This window comes from Paenibacillus sp. 01T424 (assembly GCF_056398745.1).
Genome location: NZ_JBFTPZ010000017.1, coordinates 52,932 through 77,534 on the forward strand (window position 1 = coordinate 52,932; position 24,603 = coordinate 77,534).

The 24,603-nt window shown below is 44.2% G+C and carries 23 protein-coding genes; 5 read left to right on the forward strand and 18 right to left on the reverse strand.

Annotation, left to right across the window (positions count from 1 at the left end):
* Positions 1-90: 90 nt before the first annotated feature.
* From wrbA to AC1DPK_RS14945, 3 genes are all read right to left on the reverse strand, one after another.
* A complete protein-coding gene (wrbA, locus tag AC1DPK_RS14935) occupies positions 91-705 on the reverse strand; it encodes an NAD(P)H:quinone oxidoreductase (protein WP_076268782.1) in 615 nt (204 codons plus the stop codon).
* A gap of 26 nt (positions 706-731) precedes the next feature.
* Positions 732-1,184, reverse strand: coding sequence for a MarR family winged helix-turn-helix transcriptional regulator (locus tag AC1DPK_RS14940; protein ID WP_477510818.1), 453 nt, complete (start codon positions 1,182-1,184; stop codon positions 732-734).
* A 191-nt stretch (positions 1,185-1,375) separates the two neighbouring features.
* Positions 1,376-2,257 (reverse strand): alpha/beta fold hydrolase, encoded by an 882-nt coding sequence (locus AC1DPK_RS14945; protein ID WP_477510819.1) that lies wholly within the window; start codon positions 2,255-2,257, stop codon positions 1,376-1,378.
* A gap of 296 nt (positions 2,258-2,553) precedes the next feature.
* Here AC1DPK_RS14945 and AC1DPK_RS14950 point away from each other — a divergent pair, with 296 nt between their 5' ends.
* On the forward strand, positions 2,554-3,324 hold the full coding sequence (locus AC1DPK_RS14950) for an exodeoxyribonuclease III (RefSeq protein ID WP_477510856.1): 771 nt from the start codon (positions 2,554-2,556) through the stop codon (positions 3,322-3,324).
* 59 nt (positions 3,325-3,383) lie between these two features.
* Here the strand turns inward: AC1DPK_RS14950 and murI are convergent, their stop codons facing one another.
* The 3 genes from murI to AC1DPK_RS14965 all read right to left on the reverse strand — a co-directional run bounded on the left by murI (position 3,384) and on the right by AC1DPK_RS14965 (position 6,814).
* The gene (gene murI, locus AC1DPK_RS14955) at positions 3,384-4,181 is read right to left on the reverse strand and encodes a glutamate racemase (protein ID WP_076268780.1); all 798 of its coding nucleotides are present in this window, start codon (positions 4,179-4,181) and stop codon (positions 3,384-3,386) included.
* A gap of 152 nt (positions 4,182-4,333) precedes the next feature.
* The gene (locus tag AC1DPK_RS14960) at positions 4,334-6,220 is read right to left on the reverse strand and encodes an LTA synthase family protein (protein WP_477510820.1); all 1,887 of its coding nucleotides are present in this window, start codon (positions 6,218-6,220) and stop codon (positions 4,334-4,336) included.
* Positions 6,221-6,346: 126 nt separating this feature from the next.
* Entirely contained in the window at positions 6,347-6,814 is a 468-nt protein-coding gene (locus tag AC1DPK_RS14965) for a RidA family protein (protein ID WP_441878640.1), read from the reverse strand.
* Positions 6,815-6,944: 130 nt separating this feature from the next.
* Here AC1DPK_RS14965 and pdxR point away from each other — a divergent pair, with 130 nt between their 5' ends.
* Both pdxR and AC1DPK_RS14975 read left to right on the forward strand, forming a co-directional pair.
* Positions 6,945-8,372, forward strand: a complete 1,428-nt coding sequence (pdxR, locus tag AC1DPK_RS14970) for a MocR-like pyridoxine biosynthesis transcription factor PdxR (RefSeq protein ID WP_441878642.1) — start codon at positions 6,945-6,947, stop codon at positions 8,370-8,372.
* Positions 8,373-8,387: 15 nt separating this feature from the next.
* A complete protein-coding gene (locus AC1DPK_RS14975) occupies positions 8,388-9,233 on the forward strand; it encodes a Cof-type HAD-IIB family hydrolase (RefSeq protein WP_477510821.1) in 846 nt (281 codons plus the stop codon).
* 138 nt (positions 9,234-9,371) lie between these two features.
* Here the strand turns inward: AC1DPK_RS14975 and mglC are convergent, their stop codons facing one another.
* The 7 genes from mglC to AC1DPK_RS15010 all read right to left on the reverse strand — a co-directional run bounded on the left by mglC (position 9,372) and on the right by AC1DPK_RS15010 (position 18,422).
* Positions 9,372-10,388: a galactose/methyl galactoside ABC transporter permease MglC gene (mglC, locus tag AC1DPK_RS14980; protein ID WP_430055270.1), complete on the reverse strand. Its 1,017-nt coding sequence runs from the start codon at positions 10,386-10,388 to the stop codon at positions 9,372-9,374.
* Positions 10,389-10,418: 30 nt separating this feature from the next.
* Complete coding sequence (locus tag AC1DPK_RS14985) at positions 10,419-11,936, reverse strand: sugar ABC transporter ATP-binding protein (protein ID WP_477510822.1); 1,518 nt, start codon at positions 11,934-11,936, stop codon at positions 10,419-10,421.
* 108 nt (positions 11,937-12,044) lie between these two features.
* The gene (locus tag AC1DPK_RS14990) at positions 12,045-13,055 is read right to left on the reverse strand and encodes a galactose ABC transporter substrate-binding protein (protein WP_441878648.1); all 1,011 of its coding nucleotides are present in this window, start codon (positions 13,053-13,055) and stop codon (positions 12,045-12,047) included.
* A gap of 125 nt (positions 13,056-13,180) precedes the next feature.
* Positions 13,181-14,164: a substrate-binding domain-containing protein gene (locus AC1DPK_RS14995; protein ID WP_477510823.1), complete on the reverse strand. Its 984-nt coding sequence runs from the start codon at positions 14,162-14,164 to the stop codon at positions 13,181-13,183.
* Complete coding sequence (locus tag AC1DPK_RS15000) at positions 14,157-15,914, reverse strand: cache domain-containing sensor histidine kinase (RefSeq protein ID WP_477510824.1); 1,758 nt, start codon at positions 15,912-15,914, stop codon at positions 14,157-14,159. Before AC1DPK_RS15000 ends, AC1DPK_RS14995 begins: the two co-directional genes overlap by 8 nt.
* Positions 15,911-17,563 carry a response regulator gene (locus tag AC1DPK_RS15005; protein WP_477510825.1) on the reverse strand — a complete coding sequence of 551 codons (1,653 nt, stop codon included), beginning with the start codon at positions 17,561-17,563 and terminating at the stop codon, positions 15,911-15,913. Before AC1DPK_RS15005 ends, AC1DPK_RS15000 begins: the two co-directional genes overlap by 4 nt.
* Positions 17,564-17,831: 268 nt before the next feature.
* On the reverse strand, positions 17,832-18,422 hold the full coding sequence (locus AC1DPK_RS15010; RefSeq protein WP_477510826.1) for a hypothetical protein: 591 nt from the start codon (positions 18,420-18,422) through the stop codon (positions 17,832-17,834).
* Positions 18,423-18,607: 185 nt separating this feature from the next.
* Between AC1DPK_RS15010 and AC1DPK_RS15015 the strand changes: the two genes are divergently transcribed.
* Positions 18,608-18,997 carry an SET domain-containing protein gene (locus AC1DPK_RS15015; RefSeq protein ID WP_054026376.1) on the forward strand — a complete coding sequence of 130 codons (390 nt, stop codon included), beginning with the start codon at positions 18,608-18,610 and terminating at the stop codon, positions 18,995-18,997.
* Between the two features lie 103 nt (positions 18,998-19,100).
* Here AC1DPK_RS15015 and AC1DPK_RS15020 read toward each other — a convergent pair whose 3' ends face one another.
* The 5 genes from AC1DPK_RS15020 to AC1DPK_RS15040 all read right to left on the reverse strand — a co-directional run bounded on the left by AC1DPK_RS15020 (position 19,101) and on the right by AC1DPK_RS15040 (position 23,027).
* Positions 19,101-19,844 (reverse strand): SDR family oxidoreductase, encoded by a 744-nt coding sequence (locus AC1DPK_RS15020; RefSeq protein ID WP_477510827.1) that lies wholly within the window; start codon positions 19,842-19,844, stop codon positions 19,101-19,103.
* A 159-nt stretch (positions 19,845-20,003) separates the two neighbouring features.
* Positions 20,004-20,612, reverse strand: coding sequence for a TetR/AcrR family transcriptional regulator (locus AC1DPK_RS15025; RefSeq protein WP_477510828.1), 609 nt, complete (start codon positions 20,610-20,612; stop codon positions 20,004-20,006).
* Between the two features lie 306 nt (positions 20,613-20,918).
* Positions 20,919-21,371 (reverse strand): hypothetical protein, encoded by a 453-nt coding sequence (locus AC1DPK_RS15030; RefSeq protein WP_477510829.1) that lies wholly within the window; start codon positions 21,369-21,371, stop codon positions 20,919-20,921.
* Positions 21,372-21,562: 191 nt separating this feature from the next.
* Positions 21,563-22,006 (reverse strand): OsmC family protein, encoded by a 444-nt coding sequence (locus AC1DPK_RS15035; protein WP_076268773.1) that lies wholly within the window; start codon positions 22,004-22,006, stop codon positions 21,563-21,565.
* A gap of 136 nt (positions 22,007-22,142) precedes the next feature.
* Positions 22,143-23,027: a helix-turn-helix transcriptional regulator gene (locus tag AC1DPK_RS15040; protein ID WP_477510830.1), complete on the reverse strand. Its 885-nt coding sequence runs from the start codon at positions 23,025-23,027 to the stop codon at positions 22,143-22,145.
* Between the two features lie 357 nt (positions 23,028-23,384).
* Here AC1DPK_RS15040 and AC1DPK_RS15045 point away from each other — a divergent pair, with 357 nt between their 5' ends.
* Positions 23,385-24,539: a GNAT family N-acetyltransferase gene (locus AC1DPK_RS15045; RefSeq protein ID WP_477510831.1), complete on the forward strand. Its 1,155-nt coding sequence runs from the start codon at positions 23,385-23,387 to the stop codon at positions 24,537-24,539.
* The last annotated feature ends 64 nt before the right edge of the window (positions 24,540-24,603 follow it).

Here is a 24,603-nt window from a genome sequence, read left to right on the forward strand (position 1 = left end):
CCCATTGTTCATCGAAGATCGCTGCGATTACCATACCATAATAGCACAAAAAAAAGAGGCAGTATCCCTCTGCCTCTTCTTATTTTCTGCTTAAGCTTGAGCGAGCCCTTGCTTGACCCACTGCGCAACATTGACTGTACGCTTAGCTTGATATTCCACTGCTGCTTTTACATCCTCAACCATTTTCCCGCCTTGCACTGTCACGCTTGTCCCATATGGATTGCCGCCAGCTTCAAAGGTAACTGGACTCGAATAACCCGGTGCAGCTACTATCGCTCCCCAATGGTACATCGAAGTGTACAGTCCAAGGATGGTTTGCTCTTGACCGCCATGAGCATTCTGAGCCGAAGTCATTCCGCTGACTACTTTATTGACTAACTTGCCGTTAAACCAAAGTGAGCCTGTCGAATCAAGAAACTGCTTAACAGGACCAGGCATACCGCCAAAGCGTGATGGAATACTAAATATAATAGCGTCCGCCCATTCCAGATCCTTATAGGTAACCTCAGGTATATCTTGCGTCTCTGCAACATGAGTTCTCCAGATGGGGTTAGCTTGTATTGCTTCTTCTGAGGCAAGCTCAGGCGTCTTCAATATTTTCACCTCAGCTCCAGCTGCTTTCGCACCCTCTGCTGCCCACTGCGCCATTTGATAATTTGTTCCCGTTACACTGTAATATATAATAGCAAGATTAATCGTTGTCATCTGATACATCCCCTTAAACTTTTATGTTATTCGCTCAGTTGTTCTGCATTAATGCCGATCGTTTTTAATAGCTCAATCAGCTTCTCTTTATCCTCGTTGCTTACAGAACTGAAATTGCGTGTAATGACATCCGCATGCTTCGGAAAAATATCATCAAACAGCATTTGTCCCGCTTCGGTAAGAATGACGTTTGAGCCTCTACGGTCGGTAGCGCTTGGCTCTCGTCTCACATATCCTTTTTTCTCAAGCTTATCAACAACATAGGTAATGCTGCCGCTTGGAATGCAGAACTTTTCACTTATTTTCTGTATCGGATGAGGCCCCTTGCTATACAAAAGCTCCAATATCATAAAATGTTCCTGACTAATGCCATGGCTTTCAATATCCTTGCGCACATTGTCGCCAACTGCCTTAGATGCTTTGAACCATATACGAAATAACCGAAGATCAAGCTGGCTCTGTTCACTATGTTGATTCATGCCCATGCCTCCTTGCTGCATTTATCTTAAAATCATATTTCCTAGTTTTAGTATACTTTTATCCTATCATTAGGGTAAAGACATGTCAACCAACTTTTACCACACGCAAAAAAGGACCGAGCTCTTTCTCCATATAGAGAGTGTGTCGGCCTAGTCGCTTCGTATGATCTCTTACTCCGAACAAAACAAGTTCAATGAAGTAAAAATGGGATTAGTTCATTATGTACAGCATCAGGCTGTTCATGATTAACACCGTGTCCTGCATGAGGGATTATTTTGTAACGAAATTGTCCTGCGTTTAATACCTGCAAAAAATCCTTCTTATGGGATAGCTTGTACTCACCCATCAGAAAATACAGCTTATCCTTTATCGCAGCTGCTGACGCTTGATCATATTTCTGCAGCTTATGTGCAAACATCGCTTGTTGATTGTGATTTTTCATGGCAAGAACAAGATGCTCCGCTAATTCGGGATGCTGTTCATAAACGCGGGATTGGGGCGAGCTTAGCTTTTTTATAATTTTAAGCATATTATTGCGGGTTGGAATCAGCATTTCCGGCATCATCATCATTAAGGTGCTCACCATCKTTTTAATTGGTGTTGTAACGATACCTCCCTCCATGCAAACGACTCTGTTCACTCTACTTGCCTCGTTAACCGTATAATTAAAAGCCATATAAGCTCCATTCGACACACCAGCGATATGAAATTGATTCAGTCCCATTTGATCAACGATTTCATTGATCCAATCCACCTGATCAAACGTCTTTTTCTGAAAGTTTTCGTTAGGCACACTTTTTCCTGGTCCACCCATCGTATCTACTGCAATGCAATAAAAATGGTTGGATAATTCCTTTATGTTCAGCATCCACATCACCGCCGAATTATCTCCAACGCCATGAAGCAGCAGCAGCGGCGGATTCGATTTATGACCAGAAATAAGACAATGCGTGACGCCGTATTTGGTGTTAATGTCCAGCTCCTCAAATTCCGTTGGCCACAGCTCCAGAAGCGCATTATAGGAACGCAGAACCTGTTCTTTCCCTGATTCACTCTTATATATTTTTATCATGACAGCCTCCTTCTTCTTCAAACGTTTACGGTTCTTATAAGCAATCTCATCTATCGCAGAAATGCTGCTTAAGTCTATATTATCGTCACTATCAATTTTTACATTAAAATACTTAACTGTATATAACGTTTGCAAATGATATTTTATATATATTAACTAATGTGTTTGTCTAGCAGGTGTCTAATCGCTTGGCACAGCCTTTTTTTATCCACAGAGCATGATGTTTCCAACAGTCCTTTGAAGAAAATATGATAAACTAGTACGTAATGATAGAAAACGTAAGGAGATAGATCATGATTAAGCTAGTATCTTGGAACGTAAATGGTTTACGGGCATGCGTAACGAAAGGCTTTAACGATTATTTCAAGGAAACGGATGCAGATATTTTTTGCCTGCAAGAAACGAAGCTGCAGGATGGRCAAATCAGCATGGAGCTTGGTGAGGAGTACTCGCAATATTGGAATTACGCGATTAAGAAAGGTTACTCAGGCACTGCGGTGTTCACCCGCATAAAACCTCTCTCCGTGCACTATGGTATTGAGGAAAACTCGGAGCCAGAGGGACGAGTCATTACGCTGGAGTTTGAAGGATTCTATCTAGTTACGGTATATACGCCTAACGCCAAACGTGACTTATCGCGATTGGATTACCGAATGGAATGGGAAGATCGCTTCCGCGGTTATCTTCAGCAGCTTGATGCCTTAAAGCCTGTCATTGTTTGCGGTGATTTGAACGTAGCCCATCAGGAGATTGATCTTAAGCATCCGAAACCTAATTTAGGCAACTCCGGTTTTACAATTGAAGAGCGCGGCAAAATGACGGAGCTGCTAGCAACTGGCTTCCTCGATACATTTAGACATTTTTACCCGGATCGTACAGATGTGTACAGCTGGTGGTCGTACATGATGAAGGTGCGCGAGCGGAACGTGGGATGGCGGATCGATTATTTCTTAGCCTCTTCAAGACTGAGCCCACTGCTCATCGATGCGTCCATTGACACTCATATTTTGGGCAGCGATCATTGTCCTGTTTTGCTTACTTTGGAAGAACCGCCGGCAATCATATAATCGTCATAAAAAAAGGCGGGCAGCACTCATGATGAGCGCTGCCCGCCTTTTGCTTCGAATTAGCTTTGAAGTGACTGTGTTAAAACATTTTTTTCACGTAAAATCGAAAGTGCCTTTTGCATCTTGTCCATGTAGGCAGGCTCTTGGCCCGAGCACATAAAGCGTACGTTACCGTTGCCTCCGCCTCCGGGAATGCCATAGCGGCTTAATAATGCGGATAAGCGTTTCACCGTTCCCACATTCCCATCCACAATCTCGATATGAGCAGGAAGCAGCTCCCTCAATATATCCTTGTAGAAAGGATAATGTGTACAGCCGAGTACGATAATTCCGTAATTGTCTAAATCATAGTTTGCGAGCTTTGCCCGGAAATATTCGTTGATAATCTGTTTATCGAATTGCAGCGCCTCACAATAACGCACAAGCTCCGGCAGAGGCAGTGAATCCACGATTCCCATCTCATCCACGCGTGACACGAGTGCGTAATATTTTGGCAATTGTAGCGTTAACTGCGTTGCGAAGACGAGTACCCTTTTGCCTGTTGCTCGATTCATTTCTACTGCTGGCTTAACAGCAGGCTCCATGCCGACAATGGGCAGGGAATAACGCTCTCTTAACTCGTTAATTGCAATACTGGTCGCTGTATTGCAAGCGACGACCAATGCATCTATGCCCTCTTCCATCATTAAACCAACCGTTTCAAAAATGTACGCTTTCACGTCTTCCTCTGACTTCGTCCCATAGGGAACATGGAGCGTGTCCGCCATATAAAGAAAATCCTTATCAGGTAGTCTTTGAAGTGCCTCCGCTAATACGGTAAGCCCGCCAAGCCCTGAATCAAAAAAACCAATTCGCATGTCTCATCGATTCCTTACGTTTATTGGAATAGAGTACCTTCTGTAGCTATATCCATCTTACCTCATTGCCTGCCTCCATAAAAGCTTATAATTGCATTTGCGAAGAAAAAAATGCCTCAAGTCCGGATAGACAAGAGGCATTTCATCTGTTTCTATGGTGCCCGCTTCGGCAGCAGACGTACATAATCATCCGAAAGCTTCATGAGTTCCAGTATATAATCATAATCTCCACGATATTTGCTGAAGTCGGCTACTGGCTTTTTCGTTCTAATATCGACGGCAGTTCCGTCCTCAAAGCCTTTGCCAGGTATAAATAAGATGTCATTATTAAAAAATGATCCTGTCGGCAAATAATACCGCATACCGATTACATTTTGAGAAATATTAAGCAAATCATGACCAAATGCCGTAAATGTTTGATCATCAAGCGATATGCCTAGTAAATTTGCAATGGTAGGCATAATATCAACCTGACCGCCAACCTGATTAACGGTTTTTCCCTCTATGCCAGGTACATGAACAATAAGCGGGATGTTTAAGCGGCTAATTTGCTCATCATAGTGGATGCCCAGCTGCTCACTAACCCATGCAGGATCATTGTCTGTCGTTTGTAGACCAGCGTGATCGCCATAGGCAACCAACACCGTGTTTTCCCACATGCCGTTCGCTTTGAGCCCCTCAATAAAACGGCCTAGTTCATAATCGGTATAATTTAATGCGGTCAAATAATTGCCCAGCTGCGTTCCTTGCAAGGCGTCCGGCATCGTAATATGCTGAAGCTCCGTTGGAACCTTGAAAGGATGATGACTGGATGCAGTTACGAATTGAGCATAAAAAGACTTGCCTTGCTCCTTCATATCGTTAAGCTTTTCAAGACCGACCCTGTAAAGCTCCTCATCCGATGCGCCAAAAGAATTAAAATGATCATTTTTAAATGATGCTTTATCATAATATGCCGTAAAACCTAGCGCAGGATACATTCGGTTGCGATCCCAAAAAGTCACATCATTAATATGAAAGGTGCCCGATTCATACCCGCTTTCTCCAAGCAGTCTCGGAAGACTCGGCAGCTCTCGATCACCATAGCCTGTAGACATCGCCATATCCCCGGTTGGATAGATAGAAGTATTTGACATGAATTCAGCGTCCGCAGTATTCCCTTGTCCAATTTGTTGGAATACATAAGGAAAGTAGAAGCTTTCCTTCGCTAGCTGATTAAGAACAGGCGTAACCGCCTGACCACCGACAGACAAATTGATGGCAAAGTTTTGGAACGCCTCCATTTGAACGACGATCACATTTTTACCTTTGGCAGATCCGAAATAATTTGGCATGCCTGCAACGACCATCTCTCCAGCTTGTTCAAAATAGGAGGATTTGAGTGCTACCGCATCAGCCCCTGTTTCTTCTACATTGCCATTTTTCAGCGCGGCCTGCTCTTTGCTCGCCTTAACGGCTGCCGCTACCTGATAATTGATATAGCCTAAATTCTCAGCTTTCACGATTTCATTCGGAATCGTACTCGCGGACCAAATGAATCCACCCGAGATCGCAATACATAGAACAGCTGCAATGGCTGTGTATAGAGGTTTGGCAATTCGCTTGCGTCCATCGCTGCGTATTCCTCTGACACGTTTAACGATATATAGAGCTGCCAAGACGGCAACATCCAGAAAGTAAATATAATAAGCAGGCAAAATAATAGACCCTACGCTTGTCCTAATTTGCAGTACCTGGTCAAGTCCATGCAGTGCGGTATACGTAGGTACTGTTCCGTAATAACTGACATACACCGTTGAAGCAAATAGCAGCAAGGAAAACACGGCATTCACGAGTCCAAATACGGCTCCTCTCCACCTCGCAGAGGTGACTAGCTCCAGCAGCAGAAGCAGTGCAAGTACGGCTGCTGCATCAGGCAGCAAGCTCTCCACCTGTATGCCCGAAAAGACGAAATGGCGAAACAGGAGCATTTTCAACATCATAAAGATGAATATAACGATAAACAGTGATCTGTCATAACGTTTAGGGAAAAACTGCAAGACGCTCACTCCTTAGAAATTTGCACTTCATTAAATATAAAAAAACCGTCATCACCTGACGGCTTTCTTAAACTTTAATGTTAAGGCAATATAAAAACAAATGCAACGGCTAATAATTAGAAGACTTTATTCCGTGGCCACTTCAAAAATAGAATCAACAATGATCGGCAGCTGATATCTTAAGGAGCTCGCCCCCATGACCGAACGTGCATGAATTCCTCTCTCGCCAAATACCTCCACCATCAAATCCGAGAAGCCATCGAGTACCTTATGATGCTCTTCATAGCTCGGATCAGCATTCACAAAACCTTGTACCTTTACGACGCGAGTCACAAGATCCAACCGCTCTAGTGAATGCTTTAATACGGCGAGAACTTCAATTCCTGTCTGCCTAGCGAGTTGATAACCTTCTGCTGTCGTAAACTCGTTGCCAAGCTTCCCTTTTATCGTGGCCGCAGGTCCTTTGCCAGAAACAAACAGAAGTCCATTTGAAAATACGCAGTTAGCGTATTTAGCTGCGGGCTCGCTCGCCTTTGGTACAATAATCCCTAATGTTGCCAATCTACTTTCAACGGTTCCTTCTACTTGCGGCATAGCAACCCCTTCTCTCCATTTATATTTCTTGTTATTGATGGAAGCCTATGCCAAAGTTTATACTGAAATTGACCTCTACCACAGTGTCAGATTTATATGAATTTTAAGGGTCAGATTGTGTGGTGATAAGATGGATATCAACCTTTCAGAAGAAGAGCAAGGCCCTGTCTATTTGGTGTTGTACAGACATTTACGGAAACTCATCCAATCTGGTGCTCTAGCGGATGGAACAAAGCTTCCATCAATTCGATCGCTCCGCGAGCAATCGAAGCTTAGTAAAACGACAATTGAAACGGCTTATCACATACTGCTGGAAGAAGGTTATGTGGTTAGCAAGCCGCGCGCCGGTCTATTTGTTATACAGTCACAATTAACTCCTGCTGCTGCCATGGTTCATACAGAGATTTTAGAAGAAAAAGCTAGCATACATCGCCATTCCATTCCGATTCCTATCCAAAACGACGCAGTCGTCGATTTCAGCCTGCTCGCCGTGGACGGACAATCATTCCCCATTCGCGCATGGAAGTCCGTCCTTCATGATGCCCTATCTCTCCATGCGAATTATGTTCATCAGTATGGCGATCCGCGGGGCGAATACGATTTGCGTTTGCAATTGTCTTACTATTTAAAGCGTTCAAGAGGCGTCAATTGCACGCCTGAACAAATCATTATTGGATCAGGTTTTTCTTACAGCACACAAATTCTCGCTAAATTGCTACACGGTGCATCTACAATTGCAGTGGAAGAAGCCGGTATCGCTCAGGTAAGAGCTGCCTTCCAGCAGCACGGCTACAACGTCGCTCCTGTCCCCATCCATAACATGGAGAACTTCGTTTCTATATTAGAAGACAAACAAATTCGAATCTTATATGTCACTCCTTCACATCGTCCTACTGGGAGCTCATTGCCTTACTCCACTAGGCAGCTGCTGCTCCACTGGGCAAGCACAAACAGCGCCTATATCATTGAGGATGACTACGACGGAGAGTTTCGTTATTCAGGCAAAACCATCCCTTCTCTTCAAGGAATGGATCATCAGGGCAGCGTCATTTATATTGGGACGTTTTCCAAAGCCTTCACACCCGCGCTGCGTATGAACTATATGGTTGTCCCGACTCCGCTGCTCAGCAAGCTGCAAGCTATAGAGCACACACTTACGAGTCCATCACGCATTGATCAGTGGGCCATGCAGCTGTTCATGGAACGAGGGCATTGGTACAGGCATGTAAGGAAGGTTCGCAATCTTTATCGTAAAAAACGTGCTAAGATGCTTCAGCTCATTGACACTTATTTGCCCGAGCATGTGCAGGTTCATGGGGATTGTGCAGGGATGCATGTGGAAATCGCTGTTCAAACAATGTGCAGTGCCGAGGAGCTGATTAAGCTTGCTGCTTCGGAGGACGTTTACGTGTATGCTGCACAGGATACGCCTATCCTGCCCGGTCGTTTTGTAAGATTGTATTTGGGGTTCGGCGGATTAAACGAGAAAGAATTGGAACGAGGGTTGCGCCGGCTCGTGAAAGCATGGGCGGGAGCCCTACTTCCTAATCATGAATAACAGGGGGCTTTATTAATGGCAAACAATCATTTCCTTACAGATCTCGATGGAACGCTGCTTCAATCGGATGCTACCTTGTCCGAGTATACGATAAACGTCATAAACCATGCGATGAAGCAAGGTATCATCATTAGTTACGCAACGGCAAGAAGCTATATCAGCTCTAACAAAATCGTATCTGTTATCCCGTGGAAAAATCCGATCGTTTTATATAATGGCGCGGTTATCTTTGATCCCATTTCATCTAAGGTCATAGGCGGATACTGGCTGGATAACGAAACGACAAATCAAATTATTGATCTAGGAAGAAAACAAAGTCTAATTCCCTTCTTGTTCGCCCTTGATGCGGAGGATAAGGAACGTGTATTCCACGAGAAGCTGCTGCGAATTGGCGACATAACCTTCTACGAGAGCCGCCCTAATGATCCTCGTTTTGGAGAAATGCCGCTGCTCGAATGCTCGGATGCCTTTAGGACGCTGATTGTGACTTATATTGGCTTGCTGCATGAGCTTGAGCCGCTTAAGGATGAAGTACAGCGTACATTCGGCGATCGGGTTCATGTTCATCTCATGAAGGATCAATATATAAAAGATCATTATTTTCTAGAATTCAGCCACAGCAAAGCCAATAAAAAAGAAGGCTTGAAGCAATGGGCTGAGCTGATGCAATGTACGCCTGAGGACGTTACGGTGTTCGGTGACAATCTGAATGACTTAGGGATGTTCGAAGCTGCCGGCACCAAGGTCGCTGTTTCCAATGCGCATCCTACTCTCATTGAGCTGTCCACGCTAGTCGTAGAGAGCAACGATGAGGATGGAGTAGCGAAGTATATTGAGCGTGTGATTGAGGAGAAGTCTTAGCCTGCATATCTAAAAGCATCATTGCTGAATAGCTGCCACCAGTTGCGCGAAGTACAATGAAAACCTATCGTGTGAATGAAAGAAGAAGCTGCCACAAGGTCATCGACCTTCTGAGACAGCTTCTGCTTCGTTCTCGTTTTACTTCTTCGCTACATATTTGCGAATATCAAACGCTACAGCAACAACGATAATCAAACCTTTGATAATCAGCTGCCAGTTCGGGTTAATACCGATATAAGTCAAACCATAGTTGATGACAGTGAAAATAAGAACACCTGCGATGATCCCTTTCACTCTGCCTACGCCGCCAGTTGTTGAAACGCCGCCGACCACGCATGCAGCAATGGCATCAAGCTCATACATATTGCCGTAGTTGTTCGACGCGCCGCCCGTACGCGCTGCTTCGAGCACACCCGCTAAGCCGTACAAAGCACCCGCAATTGCATAAATCCACATCAAGTTTTTAGCCACGTTAATGCCGGATACATGAGCCGCTTGAATGTTGCCGCCAATGGCGTACATGTTTTTACCAAGACGCGTTTTATTGAAGACAACCCATACGATGAACGCTACAAAAATAGCGATTAATACGATATAAGGAATAGAGAATTGGCCGCTGCCAACAGCACCTGTACCAATTTCAGTGAAATCACTGCGCAAACCGCCGATTGGCTGCGAGTTGTTTGGCGGCATATCGAAGTAAAGAGAATTCGCACCGTACACCGCGACCATCGTACCAAGTGTAGCAATAAAAGGCGGTACGTTAAATTTCGCTACGATTAAGCCGTTCAATAGTCCGACCAGCAAACCAACCGTGATCGCGATTACAATCGGAATGATCACCCATAGCTCAGGCAGGTTAGGGAAAAACTTGCTCGCATATTCAGGCATTTGCAGCATCGATGCGGATACGACCGCACTGAGTCCAACTACACGCCCTGCTGACAAGTCAGTTCCCGCTGTGATAAGAACAAATGCAGCGCCAAGCGCAATAATGACTCGCGTCGATGACTGCACCATCATATCTCTAAGCGTTGTTATAGACAAAAAGTTTGCATCAATAATGGCGATTCCTAAAATTAATGCGACAAGCACAATCCAAATGGCATTTTGCGAAAATGCATTTTTTATTTTCAAACCTTTAGCTGCTTCCATTGCCGTAAACCTCCTTTAAATCCTTCATCATTAGCCCGTCTGTGCTGCAAGCCGCATAATACTTTGCTCGGTTGCCATGTTGCCTTCAAGAATACCTGTGGCACGACCCTCCGACATCACCATGATGCGATCGGACATGCCAATGAGCTCTGGCATCTCAGACGAAATCATAATGATGCTTTTCCCTTGCTTGGCAAGCTCAATAATAATGTTGTAAATTTCATATTTAGCTCCGATATCAATGCCCCTTGTTGGCTCGTCCAGCAGCAAAATATCAGGATTTGTAAGCAGCCAGCGAGCTAACAGCACCTTCTGCTGATTACCGCCGGATAGGTTGCGAATCAGTTGATCAACAGACGGCGTCTTCGTCTTGAATTTCTCAACACCTTTTGCTGCTTCCGATCTCATCTTCGATTCATTTAAGAAACCAAAGCGATTCTGATATAAATCGAGATTAGCGATCGCTGTGTTCTCGGTTACGGACAACACCGGAAAAATCCCCGTCACCCTGCGCTCCTCAGTTAATAGTGCAATTTTGTGGCGCTTTGCATCGATTGGCGACTTAATCGTAATCGACTTTCCATCCTTGTAGATGACACCTGATTTTACGGATCGAAGCCCGAACAACGCCTCAATCAGTTCAGTACGCTGAGCCCCAACCAGTCCGCCTATTCCGAGAATTTCACCTTTTCTCAGCTCGAACGATACATCCTTGAAGGAATGTGCATGCGGCGAGGTTAATCCCTCTACGCGCAGCATGACTTCTCCTGGGATGTTCGTACGCTCCGGGAATCGATCCGATAAATCTCGGCCAACCATGCGCGTAATAATCGTATCGATGGTCAGCTCAGGAGCTGGCCAAGTACCGATGTATTTACCGTCGCGCATGATCGTCACGTCATCGGAGATTCGTAATATTTCTTCCATTTTGTGCGAAATATAAATAATTGAAACGCCTCGTGCACGCAGCTTATTGATTATGTCGAACAGCTGCTCTACCTCATTGCCTGTAAGCGAGGAAGTAGGCTCATCCATTACAATAATTTTGGAATTGAAGGACACCGCTTTTGCAATTTCGAGCGATTGTATTTTGGAAACTGACAACTCGCCGACCAGCTGATGAGGGTCAATCGTCATATTTAAATCCTCGAACAGCTGAGCTGTGTCGCGGTACATCTTTTTATGATCAATGAACCGGAAAGGCGCTATGCCTCTTACCGGGAATCTGCCAAGCCAAATGTTCTCCATCACGCTGCGCTGCGGCACTGGATGCAGCTCCTGATGAATCATGGAGACGCCATAATTCAATGCGTCCTTGGAGTTTTTAATATCAACCTTTTGCTCATCAAGAATGATCTCGCCGTTATCCGGCTTATAAATGCCAAACAAACATTTCATCAATGTAGATTTACCTGCACCATTCTCGCCCATGAGCGCATGAACCGTGCCCGGCCGTACTTTTAACGTAACATCATCTAGCGCCTTAACACCTGGAAACGTCTTGGTAATCCCGTTCATTTCAAGCAAATAAGGATGCTGCTTTGCCATCGTATAGCCTCCCTTTGTCCAGCCCGCCAAGAAAGTAGGCGAAAAAAAACAGGGGCAACGCAAGTGACGTTATTCCCCCGCTCTTGATCATCCATCTTACCGCTTATCTTATTTGCTCTCTTGCGTTACCTTTTGGTATGGAATCCAAACGTATTTACCGTCTGTTATTTCAAAGCCTGTATTCTCTTTCGTTGGTGTTTCGCCTGCAGCAAGAACGCGCATAAGCTCAACCGTTGCTTTACCTTGGTTCGACGCATCGTTTAGAACGGTACCGAGCAAAGTGCCTTCTTTCAGCGCTTGCTTAGCTGGATCCGTTGCATCTACGCCAACAACAGGCATAAATTTATTGTCTTTAAAGTAGCCAGCAGCTTTCAATGCTTCAATTGCGCCAAGCGCCATGTCATCATTGTTTGCCAGAACAGCTTCAATTTTATCGCCTTTGGAAGCAAGGAAAGCTGCCATCTTTTCTTGGCCCTTAACACGATCCCACATCGCAGTATCTTCAGCAATATTCTCGACTTTGATGCCAGCATCTTGAATCGCCTGTACAGAGAACTTGGTCCGAAGCTCAGCATCTTGATGCCCCGGCTCGCCTTTCAGCATCGCATATTGCAGCACGCCGTCACCGTTTTTGTCCGCTTCCGGATGTGCTTTCCAATACTCAGCAATGATTTCGCCTTCCATAGTGCCTGACTCTTCAGCTTTTGCGCCTACAAAAAACGCCTTGTCCCATTTTGCCAAATCATCAGCAAGCGGCTCGCGGTTAATGAATACTACCGGAATATTAGCTTTTTGTGCTTTATCAATAACGATGCCAGCAGCTGTACGGTCAACCGGGTTAACTGCCATTGCTTTTACTTTTTTAGTTATAAACAAATCAACTTTATCATTTTGTGTGGGCTGCGAGTTTTGGCTATCTACGATATCTACTGCCAATTTACCTTCTGCCGCTGTATCAATCGCGCTGCGCACACCGCTCATAAATGTGTCGTCAAATTTATAAATGGCTACGCCTGCCTTAGGCAAGCTGCTTGCACTTCCGTCGCCATTTGCGCTTCCGCAACCTGCTGCTGTAACTGCTAATGCTCCAATAACGAGCGCTGCTGTCCACTTTTTCATTATTTATATCCCCCTGGTGGATGAATTAACTACTGCTTCATTATGTCGTAATTTTGGAGGGATTCACATGTAATATCCTCATCACTTTTATTAATATCCTCATCTATTTGCATATAAAATGAGCATTATTGCACAACAGGGAACAATAACTTCTGATTTTTAAGCCAAAACATATTCTCTTCCGTTATAAGCTCCATATTCATTTCAACCTTCTCGGGAACCGCTTGTCCATTTGCTGCTGCTAATGCATGCTTGACGCTAAGATAGCCCATGCTGAAGGGATTTTGTACGATTAATGTTTGCAGCTGATTTTCCTGAAGCAGCTCCAGCAGCTCCGGCGAGCTATCGAAGCCTACCAGCTTGATCTTATTGCCCGCTTGCCTACGTTTCAGTTCATACGCCGCTCCTATCGACGTTTCTGTGTTAAGTGTTAATATGCCGTCTACCTTTTGCTTATCTAAAATACTGCTGACGGTTTGCTCACATTCTCGGTACGCCTCCGAGCACAATTGACTGCCAACAAGGTGAAGTCCCTCATATTCGTTAACTGCATCACGGATTCCCCGCTCCCGCTGAATGCCATTAATACCACCCTTGCTATACGTTACAATCGCAACATCGCCGTTGCCTCCAAGCTGTCTGGCGATTTCCCGCAGCGCTTCTTTGCCAGCTAAGTAATTGTCCATTCCGACATAAGAAGCCGTCTCCCCCGAGGTTAGCAAGCTATCCATTGCGATAACTGGTATATTCCGCTTCGCAGCTTCCTCCAAAAAAGGCTGAAATGCCACATCATCATTTGCTCCGAGTACAATTGCATCTGGCCGAGTCTCCAGCGATTGCATAGCTGATTGCAGCTGCCCTTTGATATCCCCCTCATCTGCACCAGCAGAGACATGCAGAGTAATGCCAAATTCTTTGACGGCAGCTTGTGCGCCCATCGTCACATTTTTCCAGTAGTCGCCTTTGCTCGTCCGAAGAATAAGCTGAATCGTCTTCCCAGTCTGCTCCTGCTTCGGCACTTCTGGACCCGGGTAGAGAGCGGAATACAATAAAAGGACAGCTATGATGAAGAGCAGCAAGCTAATGACCTTGCCTTTGAGATTAACCATTATGCTTTTCCCCTCCTTCAGCTTGCTGCAGCGTAAGAGCAGGGAAACGAATCGTTACGGTTGTGCCTACTTCCTGCTCGCTCTCGAAATGCAAACCATAAGCTGGACCGAAGAACAGTCGAATTCTCTCCTGCACATTCATAACACCAACACCTGATCCCTTCGAGCTTATGACAGCACCTGTAAGAATTTTACCCAGTCTCTCCTCCGACATGCCAAGCCCATTATCAACGATTTTGATCACAATATCACTGCCTTCAAGCCTCATGGAAATAGCAATATGCCCCTTGTCAACGGAGGGCTCAATGCCATGCACGAGCGCGTTCTCAATTAGAGGCTGAACAATAAGCTTTAAGGTAGCAAGCGACAATGCCTCCTGCTGCAAATCAAAGGAATAGTCGAATTTATTTTTGAACCGCATGTGCTGGATAACCAAATAGTTTCGTGCATGCTCCATCTCATCCGCTAGCGTGATTAGGCTTTTCCCTTTGCCTATACTAATGCGAAACAGCTTAGACAGCGACGTAATCGTCGTAATCACTTCTTCATTTTTGTTCATGCCCACCATGCGTACGACCGTATTTAACGTATTGTATAAAAAATGTGGATTGATCTGCGCTTGCAGCGCTTCCAGCTCGTACTTTCGTTTGCTCTCCTGTTCCCTTACAATTCGTTCCATCAGCTGCTTGATCGTACCGATCATAATGTTGTACCGATCTGCAAGACGCTTGATCTCAAGCGGCCCTTCGCCGCTGGCGGCCAGGTTGAAGTCGCCCCGCTCTACGCTTTTCATCGAAAGCTCCAGTCGTTTGATCGGTCTTGAGATTCTCCGTGCGACTAAACTCGATAATAAAAATACGATTAGCGCTAGGCCGATAACAAGCTTGGACATCGATCGGTTTAATTGTCCGCTTGTCGTCATCACCTCATCCAAATAGGATACGCCTACTACCTTCCAGCCGACGTTGCCAATCGTTTGAACGCTTATCATTTTTGCCTCATCCGTAGAATCGTCAATAAAGCTGCCGTACGTATGCTTAAGCGCCAGCTCAACATTCTCTTCTTTCAGCTTCGCATAGATGAGCTCAAGCTGCGGATGATAAACAATGTTGCCCGCAGACTCGTCCAGCATGTACACATAACCCTTTTGCCCCAAGCTCACTCGTTCGGACAGCTCATCAATCGTATTGAAATTGACATCCATAAGCAAAACGCCATGAACCTGCTTGCCTTCATGCTGGACTGTGATGCTTTTGCTCATCGATACGACCCATCGGAACTGCTGCTTATACAAATTTTGAACATGCGGAAGCGATATGGATAAGTGACCTGCTGAATCGAGTGCGCTTCGAAACCAGCCTTCCTCCGTCACTTTCAGCGTTTCCTTCAGCTCAACATTCGGTAAATCGATAAGCAGCTGACCTTTATCATCGAATAAGGCGAGTGATACCGTGTCCGAACGCGTCGACATCATCGATTCCAGCTGGCGGCGCATCCCATCGGACTTCACATCGGCGCTTTGTCCGATTGAATGATGCATCATATTGAACAAGTCAGACGTGACCTCTATATAATTTTCAAGATTGTAGCTTACTTGATCGACAATTTGCTGTGAGTTGCGAAAGGCATTTTCCTGCGCGGTTGCAGAGAAACGACCATATAATACAACGCTGACAAGCAATATAATAAACACAGAAAATATCGTAATAGAAACGGTTAATATAAACTGTATGCTTTTGCGGTTTATCATTTTTCTTGTCCCAGTAAGCCGCTGCGATATTCTTTGGCAGACAATCCGGCATATTTCTTAAAGCTGAGGCTAAAATAATTTGGATCGGCAAATCCGATTTTCTCCGCTATCTCAAATGCTTTGAGCTCTGTCGTGCGAAGCAGCTCCTTCGCCTGTTCCATTCGAAGCTGCAGCAAATAAGCACCGAACGTCATTTTTAACTCTTTTTTAAACAAGCCGCTAAAATATCCTGCGCTGATATGCAGATGGGCACACACCTTCGCAATAGACAAATCACTATCGTGATAATGCTCTTTCGTATAGTGAATAGCATCCTCTACGATTTGTTTATAAGTATGCTGCCTGCGGCTGGCGATACGAACTCTCACCTTAGCACATAAATCTCCAAACCAAGCCTTCGTTTCCTGCATGCTGTTCAGCTTCTGGTATTGATTCAATATGCCCCATCCGCCTGCGAAAATGTCATCATTGTCACTCTCATAAGCTTTGGTCAGCTTGATAATCGCCGTTACCATCTCGAGCAAATAATGCTGGTACTCATGAACAGGAGCCTGGACGCGGGATATTTCATCAAACAGTCCATCAATTACTTCCTCCAGCTCTTTCTCGGTACCAAGCTTCACCGTTCGAACTAGATTTTGCTCCTTCCATTCGTCGAAGAGAAGCTTGTCATTCACACGACTTTCCATATCATCGATACAAATGATGAGGTTGTTGCCAAGAATCCGGCGATAATCTAGAGCAACCGTTGCAGCCTCATAGGCATACTTGAGATTTCCAACATCTTGTGTGAAGGTTCCAACGCCAATCATGACGGGAAAACGTAAAAACCTCTCGATACTTTGCAGTATTTCCTTTAACGCATCCTGTGTTTGCTCCATAACCACTTCCTTATTGGGTTCTGGGCTGACCGTGAACAGTACAACTTGATCTTGATGAATAAAAACTTTGCCAAGCTCATGTCTATTCCATATTTCAGCCGCGATATTGCACACGGAGAATAGCTTCAGATCCAAATCTGTTGACGAAGCAAGTGAATGTGAGGGTGGTTGAAGCTCAGCATCCTTCTGATGTTCAGAGTGATTAACTGCAATAATCGATACGATGTACCCTTCACCATCCAGCTCCATGCCGTATTTCGCTGCTTTTATAGAAATGTCCTTATAAGACTGTTTGCGAGTAATTAAAGAGGAAAGAAACTTCTCGCGCACGATAGGCAGACTGGTGCGGTAATGCTCCTCCAGAAGCTCAATATTGGTTCGCTTCTCACGTTCTTCATCCATGCGCTTCGCTACTTCCGCAATCGTGTCCGTTAGCTGCTTTGCCGAGAACGGTTTCAAAACATAAGCCTCTACCTGCAAATGTATGGCCTGCTTCGCGTATTCAAATTCATCATGACCCGATAAGATGACAATTCGTGTAATGGGATATACCTTTCTAGCCCATTCCGACAGCTCCAGACCGTTCATATATGGCATGCTAATATCTGTAATGAGCACATCAGGCTCCATTTTCTCAAAAATCTCCATCGCTTCCTTGCCGTTTCCTGCTGTTCTAACTTCTGAGAAACCGCAGCTCTTCCAATCAATCTCACTCATTAATCCTTCCGTAACTTCCGGCTCGTCATCAACGAGCAGCAGCTTGTACACATGTACCCCTCCAAAATTATTGCTTTTTGACGAAGCACCTGTTCAATCACCTCGTTTCGCCACTCCCCATTTAACCATAGATTTTATGAATGTAAATAAGAAATCAATGGATTAGGTTAGGGTATGTCTTACTCCTATCTTCTTATTCATGCAGGAAAATAACTTTCGAAGCCTATAAGAGCATGCAAAAAAACCGTAATTCTCTTAAAGAGCTTACGGCTTATTTTTTGCACATATACAACCTATAAATATAACATCCTTCAATCCTTTATTGACGACGTCGTGCTCGCACAACAACAATCCCAATGATCATAAAAAGGGCTAGCGCACCTATGATGATCTGCAGCTTTGTTGCTCCGCTTTCGTTAACATGCAAAACCTCGCCAGCGCTTAAGGGCAACGGTTTATAACCATTGCCTAGTACCTTCAACTCTTCTCCTGCAGCAGAAACCAGCTTCGTTAAATCACATATCCCTGTTTCAAGCTTTCCTGATCTGTCATTAGCAGACACGATATAGGTATCACCTGCATTAAATTTTTCATATCCGCAGCTTGCAGAGCTCATCGCTGTATATACAGCTGTCTGCTGCTTGAGTTTTCCTTTCCATACCGTTGCTACTTCAAAGTCTACTTGAACGAGATCAGCAGATGACATCGTTTTTTTCTTAGGAGGCTGTGTTACCTTGATTACTTTTCCAGTGAAAATGGCAGTCTTGCGTCCAAGCTCATCTTTTACCTGCGTCTCTGCAGACGGCGACATTGCACACGAGCATGCGAAAGCTGCTTTAGGGTTAACAATAAGTGCTGTACTTAACAGAATGACTCCACATAAAAGGTATATCAGAATTTTTTGGTTCATCATCATCACCTCATAACCTAGACGGGCTGAAAATGATAAATGTTCCCACAATAATGGATCGTTATGAAATAACGTTTACCGAAGCCGCTGGCTATTTACTCATTAAATTGATATATTACCTAAGGTGAGCGAGCTTAATGCAATGGCAACGAGCTCCTTAGACTAAAGAACCGTAGGTGACTAACATGATTGAGGTAAAGACTTCTAAGCTTAGCGATGGAGAATTTAATAGAGGAGTATTTGCGAAGGTTGATATTGCAAAAGGCGTACTGTTTCATGAAGCCCCGGTCATTCCTTTCCCGAATGAGGAGCATGAGCACATAGAGAAAACGATGCTTGCTGATTATGTGTTTGAGTATGGCGCTAATCACACTGCGATCCTGCTTGGATACGGCATGTTGTTCAACCATTCCTATACCCCAAATGCTTATCACGATCTTGATTTTGACAATCATGTCGTTAACTTCTTTACTTACTCAGACGTAAAAGCTGGCGAAGAGCTTCTTATCAACTACAACGTGGATAACGATGATCCGATGTGGTTTGATGAGAAAGTGAATGAGGACGAAAAATAGCAAGTGAGCTTTCCGCCCTTATTCTAAGCTTCACGGCGTAAATAAAGACGAGCCCGTTCCGCAGAAACTGCGATCGGACTCGTCTTTTTTGTTCACAACAAAATTATACAAAACCGCCATTCACTCGAATCGTCTGACCTGTCATCCACTGTGACTCGTCACTGGACAAAAACAGCACCACACTCGAAATATCCTCAGGTTCACCCAATCTTCCGAATGCATTCATATTGGCAATACCCGATATTTGTTCTTCTGATTTCCCTACCTTAAAGAGCTCCGTGTTAACAGGACCAGGTGCAATGGCATTAATGGTGATCCCCTTTGGACCAAGCTCCTTCGCTAGTTGGCGAGTGATCTGTTCAACTGCTCCTTTCGTCGCTGCATACACGCTATAAGTCGGGAACATCGCGCCAACAACCGAAGTCGAGAAATTGATAATTCTTCCGTTAGCGTTCATATGCAATGCTGCTTGCTGGCAAGCAAAAAATGTGCCCTTCACATTAATAGCGAACTGCTTATCGAAGTCTTCCTCCGTCATATTAGCAATCGGCTTCGTGATCATAATACCCGCGTTATTCACAAGAATATCTATTTGTCCAAAAGCTTCTAACGTTTTGCTGAACATAGCCTCTACTTCCGCAACGATACTAATATCAGCTTGAATCGCTATAGCTTCACCACCTAAACGCTTAATGCCATTTACTACTTCTTCTGCTTTGCCCCGGCTACTCGTGAAGTTCACAACAACCTTTGCACCGTTACCCGCTAATTGCTCAGCAATCTCCCGACCTATTCCCCTTGAAGCTCCCGTTACCAATGCTACTTTCCCAGCTAAACGCTTCTCCAAAACTATTCCCTCCTTGGCATCTACATCATTATGCTCTGATTATATTCTCGCCACAGACAAATATCAAGTGACATATTTTATTATTTGTCATTTTATTTAAAGAAGATTTATCTATAAATAAAAAAGCCCCTCTGATTAAAATCATCATGGGGCTTCACATTATACGATTCCACTAAGCAGTAAATTCCATACGAATTTGAACTGTTCATCGATGTCTTCTGCCAACCATTCATTGGCATGTGCAGGATGATGAAATTTCGACGTTGCAAAAAATACGGCCTTCGCTAAGTTCTCGGCTTGTCCAGACTTGAATTCGTTTGAACGTATTCCTTCATCTATGATTTGCGTGATCTGCCCTATCAAGCGGTTCACATGATCGGTGATCATATCAACCGCATTTACAGTGACAGCCGCGTACATCGCAAACATCTCTGAATCATTGGCTGCATAATTCCGTTTGCTGCGGATGAGCGTCTCCATCCATAAACGCAAGCGCTCTGAAGAGCTGCCGCCGGTTTGATTGGCTATCGCTTCTAAAGGCAATGCGATGCATCTCTCCAGCCAGCGCCCCGTTACCGCTTCTCGCAATGCAGCTTTACTTGCAAAGTGGCGATACAACGTACCATGGCTTACTTGCAGCACCTTAGCTACATCCACAACCGAGCTTTTATCGGGCCCATAACGTCTAAGCACCTGTTCAGCTGCATCTAAAATCGTTTCCTTGTTCAACGGAAGATCATTTGTCATATTGGGCAGTGAGCGATTCATCCACTTCAGACAGCTGGATGATCCATTAGCTCAGCACTGTCCCCCTCTCGGTGATTTTAGCCTACTATATCAAATCAAGAGTGTAATGACAATATCGTTATTTTGTTAATCGTTTTTATGCTGTTAAAATAAAAGCCAATTTAATTCGCAAGCAAACATGATATATAATATTTAAGATCTTAACGTATGCTTGCATCATAATGAATTTGTAATAATAAAGCCGAATGTCCTCCAGTAAGAGGCATTCGGCTTTATATGCGCTTATGACTTAAAGGTAAAGCCCGCCTTTTTATGAAAAAAAGAGAGCTATTGACCAATAAAGGTTGCAGAGCCGTTATCACCTGTAAAAGGAGGTGCGCCAGGCGTTGTTACATAACAAATAATCATTTTGTAGGACTTACCATTGGATATGTTCTGGTTAAAGGTAAGCACAAAGCTTTGGTTTTGACTGTCTGCCGCAGCTATCGATACTTTACTCGCTGTTAATGAATTGCTTGGATTCACTTGATCATTTTTGCCAAGGGTTGCGATGCCTGTTGGCGTAACATCCGTTGTACTCTGAATCCAATAATTTGTTGGCGTTATGCCTTTTGTTTTATCAACTGGCTGGTCGTAATTGATGAGCAGTTGATTAGGAGATGTTTGTTTCACCTCGCGCAGCATTGGTATGGTCTGCTCCCTAGCACTTGCTGCCTGAGGAGCAACAATCGCCAGAGCAAAAATACTGATCAACACGAGCCTTGTCATAAACTTACTCATTTTGTTCCTCCCTATTCAATAAGTGAAGTATTTGTTACCTTTAAGGATAATGCCCTTACGAGTTATCATTTATCCGTTAAATAGGAAATTAATGTATTCCCAAAAAAAAGACTAGGCCCCCCTCATAAAGGGGAAACCTAGCCTGCTTTTTCTTTATGTATGAACATTTAATGATAGCGAACAGATTAAAATTAATGATCAATAACGATGCTTTCTAGTTTCACGTTAACCGGATGTGCGATGGTGTCGCCAACTGGACATTTGCTCTCTAGAAACTTCACGAATTCCTCAACCTTTTCTTTTGGTGAATCGGTTTTGATATGGAAGGTATAGCGAATATCCGAGTAACCAGGACGCACATCCGATTTATTGAAAAATCCATCAAGATCGATGTCGCCTTCTACCTCTACTCTGAAGTCATCCAGTTTAACATCAAACTTTGGAGCGTAAACTCTAGCAACAATCGATTGGCAAGCTCCTAATGAAGCGAGCAGCGCTTCAACAGGATTCATCCCCGTATCTGTCCCGCCCAAGCTTTTGGGCTCATCGATCGTGAGCTCGAAATGTCTAGACTTCGTTAAAACCTTTACGCCCTCTTGTAATTGAGCAGTTGCTTTAAACGTTTGAACAGCCATTTTGTAGTCTCCTCTAGTTCATTGGTTTTTTTGTAGACCATTTACAAAAAACCAAGTTATTTACTAGGTATTATATGTTCATTCTAAATTTATGTCAATCCTTGGAATCGCAGCCATACAGCTTATCTACTCTTTATTATTCCTCGAATGAAAGATTAGACGGCCCATCCAGCAGCTCGCTTTCCATCTCAAGATTAGTTGTTGGCACGCTAAGATCAACCTCTTCGAACTTGAAGCTATCCACCCATACATGCCCTTTACCCATAAGCAGTACACCAATGGATATGGTCGCGCTGTTATCAGGAACATCCAATACGATAGCGTAATGATTCCAGCCCGTATCGCCAATAATTTTTCTATTATTCATATTATCAAACTGCAAAATATCCTGAGCGTTGTTGTCCACCCTCATCCACAAGCCGCAATATTCCTGTACCCCGCTTGTCCTTACAAAACCTGTGAATCTCATTCTGCGACCGACAAACTTCTCAGCTTTAAATTGCTGCATCATCGTACCAAATTGACCCGGATCCTCTGCACTAAGCGCCTTCAAATACCCCGATGCATTTCCTTGATGAACAATGCTGCGGTCAACTCCCATTTCATAGTTTTGAGGCTGGCTTCCCGTCAGGAACCAGTCTTTCACAGGTGAAGCTTGATCCATATAATCTCCTCCTAAAGTAGAATACGTATGTGGTGCAAACATTTTACGGTAACGGCCTGGCGGCATGCTGTACATCTTCTTGAATGCTCTTGTAAATGCTTCCTGGCTTTCAAAATAGCAGTTCAACGAAATCGTAATGATCGTTTCATCCGTGTTTAGTAGCAGTCTAGATGCATAACAAAGTCGGCGGCTTCTCAAATAATCCGCTATGTTTATGCCTACTTCCTTTCGGAATAAACGGTGAAAATGGTATGGAGAAAAACCAGCGTGTTCAGCTATTTGTTCAAGTGTCAGTTCATCCTGAAGGTTATCCTCCATGTACTGGATACTTTTTTGAATGATGTTGTGAGTAATCAAAGGTGCGCCTCCTTTGACTCTAGAATAGCAGAAGGAAGAGGGCTGTTTTTGATATTTTTTGCTAAGTTGTCATTGCTGCAAGCTTAATTCTCTATTTTAGTAAAAATCATTTTTGGTTAAATTACACTTGTGTGAAATCAGTAAAGTTTAAGTATAAATAAACAGCACCTTGCCGTGCCTATTTCCACTAAGCATAATGAATTTAGACATGGTATCAACAGCACCTAGAGTATGACCTCTACTACGTTAAAAGGAGTGATGATGTTTGAATAAGAACAATCAAATCAAAAAGCATGTGAGAGGTTTACATTTATAATTAAATAAACCTCTCACATACTTCTGGGAGGAAATAAGTTAATGTATATTTCGAAAGCGATAGGAACGGAACTTGCCAGCGAAAACTTCTCTAAAGCAGCAGCACTTTTTGGAGCTTTGAAGCACCATTTATCGATTCAAGGTGTCATTGAAGGTGTTTTGCACGGCAGAGTTTTCTTGTCCATTGACAGCGCGTCAGCAGTATTAACAAGTCCTCAAGGTATATTTTTAGGCGGGAGCCCGGAAAATCATTTATTTTTTGAAGAAGTTAACAAGCTGTTTAAAGAAGAGCTTTTGCCGAAGCTTGCAGCGATCGGACGGCTGGATTATGTGCTCTTCTATCCCTCGGATGAGAAATGGGAAAACATGCTCAGTCTCGTGATGAAGGATCTGCTGCCTCTGCGAAGCGGCCGTATGACGTTTACTCACGATCTGGACGGAATAGAGACTAAGCTTGCTGATCATATTTTTCCGGTAGATAGCAGCTTTCTTAAAAGAGAAGATTTAATAGGGCTCGATGGCGTCATCAGTGAAATTCAAGGTGGCTGGGCCTCCATTGAAGCTTATGAGGATAGAGGTTTTGGATGCGCTGCAATTCAAGACACGGATGAAGGACCCGCCATCATCAGCTGGTGCCTGGCCGATTGGGTAGTCGGGGATGAATGTGAGCTTGGCATTCAAACAGATGAACAATATCGAGGCAACGGATGGGCTCGAAAAACAGCGTTAGGTGCACTGTCACTTGCGAAGCAACGAGGCATGACAAGAGTAGGCTGGCAATGCTGGTCAAGCAATATAGGCTCGCAACAAACCGCTATAGCTGCTGGGTTTAAGCTGCTTATTGATTTCCCCGTTTTGTTCGGATGGAATCTGCCTTTAAACAATCTCCTCGTTAACGGGAACCATTATCTGCGTGGAGATACGAGATATGGCGTGGAACGAGACTATGCACGTGCAGCATGGAGCTACGCACAAGCTCTTGATCAAGGCTGGGATTGGAACGGAGATGCCGCGCTGTATTGGAATGCCGCTTGCTTGTTTTATTTGACCGGAGAGCAGGATCGTGCCCTACATTATTACAAAAGCGCGGTGGAAAAAGGTTGGCAGGGCATTCATAAGCCCCATTATCATGATTATGTCTATAGAGAAGCGGACAGTGAGCAGATGGCTCTTATTTTCGCTGAAGCATGTAAGTAATAGAGGTTGACCTCTGTTGACCTCTGTTACCCTCCGCCAATGTCTAACATACAATGCATGGTGG